Below are 5,199 nucleotides of genomic sequence, written 5' to 3'. Positions count from 1 at the left end.
TTTCGGGGGCCCGATTTGATGAGATTAAATGCCGGAAGGGAAGAGCCGTCATAGCACCGTATGTTTTTGGGGTCATCCTAGTGTTAATGCAAACATTAGGTTTAAACAGGAGTAGATCGCCGAGACTGATATGCTCCTCTTAAGGTAAACAGGTGAAATATAAAAACCTGCTACTGAAAGGGGAGCTTTATTTTGCCTAGACGACAATACTCAGCATTGGAGAAACTTGTTATCCTGGAAGAAATTGAATTGAGCTGCTGCTTGAGAAGGCCCATGTCTTCGGTGGGGTCGGTTTTAATGCTGTAGGCCTCTGACTCGAAGTTTTTTCTGTGAATTGATTCGCTTGGTTTATCGTTCTAAGAAGGAATCACAAACTGATACTGAACTTAATGATCAGGAGAAGGCTATTGCCACAAATGCATATCGGCTACTTGATGATTGGAAAACTCCACTGGGAATGAAGAAAGATGGAAGTTTCTCGGAAGAAGATTTCAGTAGTTGGTTAGAGCTAACTAAATCGTTATGTAATGAATCTGGGCATTTTGAAGTGGCACTTACACATATAGGTGGGGTACTGGTTTATTCTCCGCCTGACCTTGATGGTTTATGGATCAATGAAGTTGTTGCAGACGCCTTATATTCTAAAGATGCAGATAAAATGCGAAGAGGATTCACCCTTAAATTATTAAATTCTCGAGGGGGCCATTGGGTAGATCCGACTGGACAGCCAGTAAGAGACCTTGCAGTAAAATATAGACTTCAAGCTGAAGATGTAGAGAATGCTGGTTACCAGCGCTTCGCGGCTTCTATAAGGGGATTATCGGATTCTTATTACCGTGATGCTGAAAGAATCATTGCAGAACATCAACAAGTAGACATGGAGTTATAAGTAGTTTAATTTTATCGAAGCATCTTTTGGGGACTATACAATGTCATTTACGAAGGAGATGAGCCGGTTTGAAAAATAATTTAATTGAATACTGTCTAAACAAAAAAGGAACGAGTAAGGATTATCCCTCGGGACCCGATCCAATCGCTATAAAAATTGCAGGTAAAATATTCGCTCTTTTTTTTGAGAAAAAAGGGTACTTAGTCCTAAAATGCGACCCGGTGATTGCGGAAAACTTGAGAGAGCAGCATGAGGACGTTCGACCGGGGTATCATATGAACAAACAGCACTGGAATACGATTATTCTCGAGGGTTCTTTGCCAGAGTCGTTTATCTTTGAAATGATTGACCACTCTTACGATTTGGTTGTTAAAAGCCTTCCTAAGAGCATCCGGGAGTCTATTTAATTTTACAATTGTTGGATATCTTTCTTACAAATCTGTTTCCTCATTTTTATATAACGAAGGCTGCGCTCCCGTATCTCAAGGCAGGAAGGGGCAGATTGGGGCATTCCCCCTCGGCTCAAGGCGTTCATCGACGCCTTCGTCATCGTCGGGATTCGTGACGTACAAGCGCTGTACGTGGAAGGCCATGATTTTCAACCGGAGCGCGCGGAAGAGATCGTCCGGGCAGCAATGGAACAGGCCGTCAAGCTTGCCGCGGCCTGGTAACGCGCCGGAATTGGGGTAATTTATAATATGATGGCTTAATAAACCATCATCTCTTCCCTTTAGGGTGGATTAACAGACAAAAGAAGAGGCTACCAAAAGAGGCTACCTTTCAGGTAGGCTCTTCTTCTTTCCGTTCGGCTCTGTTCAAAATTTTTAAGTGATTGAACTTTCAGGTTTTCCCTCAATATTTTGAATCGATTCTTCATCGACTTCGTTGGCTACGTTGAAAAACGTACAATTGCGTTCGGCGGTGGATTCGTTTTTTTTAACAGGTCACGGAGGATTTCCCTCTTCAGCGCCTGCTCGGCGTAGAGTTTCTTGAGTTTCTCGTGTTCCTTCACCAAGGCCGCGTAGTCTGCCGCTGAAGGAATGAACGCAGCTTGTTTTAAAGCCGATCCGTCCAGTTGATCAAGATCTTTGCGCCCCAGTTGCTTCCCAGCGTAACACCATCTTTGGATCGAGCTCATGCTGCCGCACAACGGCCGTCATGTTACCGATCTCTTTGCCCTTGGCTACAACCATTTTCTTGAAATTCAGATCATACCGTTTTCTCTCCATGGCGTTCCCCTCCGACTGATTTCATTGTATCGGAATAAGGGGTGTACTGTCCAAGTTCATTTGGGGGCTAAATAGATGACCATAAATGAGGCTGGAATAAAAATCAGTGGCCTAGGGACATAATGGTAACATCCGATGGGAAACAGGTGATCTAGAGAATGATGAAGAGATATCCACTTTTGATGAAAAGTGTTCCTTACAACACGAATGTTTTGCATCCATTAAATCCTTGGATACCTTTATGGTGGTCGGCAGCCTTTCCAGGATACGGACACGCTGTTATGAACAACCTCTTAATTGGCTACAGTCTAGTTATCTTTGAATTTACAATAAATAATCTTGCAAAGGTTAATCAAGCTATATATTATTCCATGATTGGTGATATCCAAAGTGCAAAAGACGTAATCGATCTTCGCTTTTTTTATTTATATATTGGAGTATACATTTTTACGATGTTTGATTCTTATCGAAGAGCTGTAGATCTCAATAATAATTATGTGTTGTCCTACAGAAAAACGAAAACAACAGACACAGCCTCTATGTCTACATTTAGTGTAAACACATTGAACAAGGTAAGTCCATCGGTAGCTCTATTCTGGGAAATGTTGATGCCAGGGCTAGGTTCATTATATTTGAACCATGTGTTCTCATTTCTCTTTAGTCTGGCTTCGTGGGTAATAACTATTACTTTTTCACGTTTTTACGTGGGATTGTTTTATAGCTTGACCGGAGATTTTGCAAAAGCAATAGAAGTTGTTAATCCTCAGTGGTTTTTGTTTATTCCCTCTATTTATGGTGGATTTTTATATCATTGCTACTGGGAGGCTGTAAAAATTAACAAACATTATAAACTATCCCAAGCTCAGCTTCTGGTTTCTGAGTATCAAAATTCATTCGAAACCCCATTCCATTCGGAGAGAAAGGGAGAAGATATGTATATTGTTGCATCCTACGAACATTCAGCTTCTGTCGAAATCGCATTAACTGAACTAGAACAGAATGGGGTGAAGAAGTCTGATATTCTTGCTTTGCCCCTACAAGTTCGAAATAAAAAGACCAGGTTGTTTGATAATGCTCATTACTCGGACGGTGTAAGTTTTGTGGATCTGGCAACCATCTTAGGTTCCATTTTCATGCTATTGGGTGGAATTTAGGGTTTTGTCCTTAAGCTTGGCCCTGTGTTATGGCATTGATCGGACTGGTCGTAGGAGGAGTTCTTGGTTTTTTAATAAAACTGATCGCGATCAAAAAAATGCCCACAATCGATTTGTTTGGTCGAATAAAAGCAACAGAAGTCTTTTTGATGGTAAAGTGTTCCGAAGGAAACGATGAATTAATTAAGGATATCTTATGGAAAAATAAAGCGTTAGGCGTTAATAATTACAATGAAAGTACTCCCCAGATTAATCTTTAGTAAAAGAAGGTCAATGTAGGGACTTCATTAGAGAAGTCCCTTATTCCTTAACTCCCATTTCCGTAAGATCCACCTTTACATTCAAGTGTACATCTAATCCCCAATATTCTTTCTCCCACATTTCTGCATCCCAATTTCGCTTTTTACTTCTTACAAGTTCGCCAAATCCAAGTGGATCGATTCCTTCTTCTTTGTAAGCGTCACATAACCTCAAGCTTGCCCATGCCTATCCAATAACACGACAAGTGATCGGAATCGAAGATGACCATGGCAAATAAGGCTCGAGCGCCTCTGGATTTTGGTGGAAGCTGCGGAAGCTGTTCGAACAGATACTTTAAATATTGAAACGGAAGAAGTCCGTTTTCCTTTGCTGTCTCGATGACGCTGTAGATCACCGCACTTGCCTTCGCACCGCGAGGCGTGTTCGCAAATAACCAATTCTTTCTCCCGATCACGAATGGCTTAATTGAGCGTTCACTTCGGTTGTTGTCGATCTCGAGTCGGCCATCCTTCAGGAATGCGGTCAATTTCTCCCACTGATTCAGGCTGTAAGAAATCGCTTGTTCAACCAGACTCTTCGGCAGTGTTTGAGAGTGCTGTTGCTTGAGCCGCAACAATAAGCCTCCAGAATCGGAAGGCTTCGCTTCTTCCGTTCGGTATATCGTTCTTCTGGCGATGCATCCTTCAGCTCGCGCTCAATATGGAAGAGAGCATTGCAGTAAGCCAGTCCTTGATGAGCTACGGAATCCTTGTTACCTCTCGTCGCTGGCGGAGCTGCTTTCAGCGCTTCGTCATATTTACGACGCGCATGTGCCCAGCATCCCACTAGAGTCACATCTTACAACCTTATGATAGCCCGTATAACCATCGACATGCAGGTAACCTTTGAACCCGGATAGGAAGCTTTGCGGATGTTCGCCACTACGTGTCCTCTGGTAATCATATTGATAAAAGTACCAATTGATGAAAAGAGCGAACTACAATTTCACATTTGGTTCAATGAAAAAAATATGATTGATTTTAAAGTTATTGATTTATTTTGTCCGTAGAACAGTATTAAAAAAAGGTCCTGTAGTATTTTCACCGCCAACCCCTAACCTTCCTGTCTTCCACACTATCGCATGTGATACGGGATCACGTCCCAACCAGCCTTACCATGGTTGAACAAGCAGGGGGGATGAACTGAATAGCTCTCGGGATCTAAGTCCTACGGGCAGATACGTTCGATCCCCGGCTACCGTTATCTTACGGCCTCAAAAAAATGAGGTCGACCAGAAATATCTGGTGACCTCATAATACGAACGGGCAGATTAGAAATTTGGAAATGACTGTAACTTTTTCTCGGGATTAGGAGTCTAATCCTTTCAATTATAGTAAGAGTAGCAAAGGTTAGTATTTATAAATTTATTTTAGCTTATTGGGATAAGATATAAAATACTTTATATCTTTTATTAGAACAATTTTCAATAAGAAATGTAAAATAAGATCACAATCGCATACCCTTTCAGGAGCCTAAATTGAATGTTTTTGATCTGGTCTGTAATCTCGATATCAATCGGAATCCAAACCTTAATATCCTCGATCCGTTTGAATTCCGAATCCAGCGTACGAGTCTGCATCGTAAGTATAACCTGCTGGAGCAGCTTCTCATCGACTAATGTTTTGTA

Annotated in this window: 9 protein-coding genes and 2 pseudogenes; 4 read left to right on the top strand and 7 right to left on the bottom strand. The window is 41.7% G+C overall.

What is annotated here, in order from left to right; all coding sequences use genetic code 11:
* Positions 1-334: 334 nt before the first annotated feature.
* Both GC098_RS29905 and GC098_RS29900 read left to right on the top strand, forming a co-directional pair.
* Positions 335-889: a hypothetical protein gene (locus GC098_RS29905; protein WP_171647099.1), complete on the top strand. Its 555-nt coding sequence runs from the start codon at positions 335-337 to the stop codon at positions 887-889.
* Positions 890-957: 68 nt separating this feature from the next.
* Positions 958-1,296: an MmcQ/YjbR family DNA-binding protein gene (locus tag GC098_RS29900; RefSeq protein ID WP_171647097.1), complete on the top strand. Its 339-nt coding sequence runs from the start codon at positions 958-960 to the stop codon at positions 1,294-1,296.
* 482 nt (positions 1,297-1,778) lie between these two features.
* Here GC098_RS29900 and GC098_RS29895 read toward each other — a convergent pair whose 3' ends face one another.
* Positions 1,779-2,027, bottom strand: coding sequence for a hypothetical protein (locus GC098_RS29895; RefSeq protein ID WP_171647095.1), 249 nt, complete (start codon positions 2,025-2,027; stop codon positions 1,779-1,781).
* Positions 1,969-2,118 (bottom strand): hypothetical protein, encoded by a 150-nt coding sequence (locus tag GC098_RS29890; protein ID WP_171647093.1) that lies wholly within the window; start codon positions 2,116-2,118, stop codon positions 1,969-1,971. Before GC098_RS29890 ends, GC098_RS29895 begins: the two co-directional genes overlap by 59 nt.
* Before the next feature lie 158 nt (positions 2,119-2,276).
* Between GC098_RS29890 and GC098_RS29885 the strand changes: the two genes are divergently transcribed.
* Positions 2,277-3,272, top strand: a complete 996-nt coding sequence (locus GC098_RS29885) for a hypothetical protein (protein WP_171647091.1) — start codon at positions 2,277-2,279, stop codon at positions 3,270-3,272.
* A 29-nt stretch (positions 3,273-3,301) separates the two neighbouring features.
* Positions 3,302-3,532, top strand: a complete 231-nt coding sequence (locus tag GC098_RS29880; protein ID WP_171647089.1) for a hypothetical protein — start codon at positions 3,302-3,304, stop codon at positions 3,530-3,532.
* 40 nt (positions 3,533-3,572) lie between these two features.
* Here the strand turns inward: GC098_RS29880 and GC098_RS29875 are convergent, their stop codons facing one another.
* From GC098_RS29875 to GC098_RS29865, 5 genes and pseudogenes are all read right to left on the bottom strand, one after another.
* On the bottom strand, positions 3,573-3,746 hold the full coding sequence (locus tag GC098_RS29875; RefSeq protein ID WP_171647087.1) for a Ger(x)C family spore germination C-terminal domain-containing protein: 174 nt from the start codon (positions 3,744-3,746) through the stop codon (positions 3,573-3,575).
* Positions 3,733-3,927 carry a transposase domain-containing protein gene (locus tag GC098_RS41790; protein WP_376773986.1) on the bottom strand — a complete coding sequence of 65 codons (195 nt, stop codon included), beginning with the start codon at positions 3,925-3,927 and terminating at the stop codon, positions 3,733-3,735. Before GC098_RS41790 ends, GC098_RS29875 begins: the two co-directional genes overlap by 14 nt.
* Before the next feature lie 69 nt (positions 3,928-3,996).
* Positions 3,997-4,358, bottom strand: a pseudogene (locus GC098_RS41785) (IS66 family transposase); the annotation flags it as partial.
* Positions 4,330-4,497 carry an IS66 family transposase gene (locus GC098_RS41780; protein ID WP_376773984.1) on the bottom strand — a complete coding sequence of 56 codons (168 nt, stop codon included), beginning with the start codon at positions 4,495-4,497 and terminating at the stop codon, positions 4,330-4,332. The gene GC098_RS41780 and the pseudogene GC098_RS41785, both read right to left, overlap by 29 nt.
* Before the next feature lie 498 nt (positions 4,498-4,995).
* A pseudogene (locus GC098_RS29865) lies at positions 4,996-5,199 on the bottom strand (hypothetical protein); the annotation flags it as partial.

It is taken from the genome of Paenibacillus phytorum (assembly GCF_013141715.1).
Classification (GTDB): domain Bacteria; phylum Bacillota; class Bacilli; order Paenibacillales; family NBRC-103111; genus Paenibacillus_E; species Paenibacillus_E phytorum.
The sequence above is the reverse complement of the archived record's forward strand: the minus strand, read 5'-3'. Positions and strand labels throughout refer to the sequence as shown.

Coding starts and splice junctions, on each gene's coding strand:
- GC098_RS29890 (WP_171647093.1), bottom strand. CDS start 2,118: ATGGAGAGAAAACGGTATGATCTGAATTTCAAGAAAATGGTTGTAGCC.
- GC098_RS29880 (WP_171647089.1), top strand. CDS start 3,302: ATGGCATTGATCGGACTGGTCGTAGGAGGAGTTCTTGGTTTTTTAATA.
- GC098_RS29895 (WP_171647095.1), bottom strand. CDS start 2,027: ATGAGCTCGATCCAAAGATGGTGTTACGCTGGGAAGCAACTGGGGCGC.
- GC098_RS29885 (WP_171647091.1), top strand. CDS start 2,277: ATGATGAAGAGATATCCACTTTTGATGAAAAGTGTTCCTTACAACACG.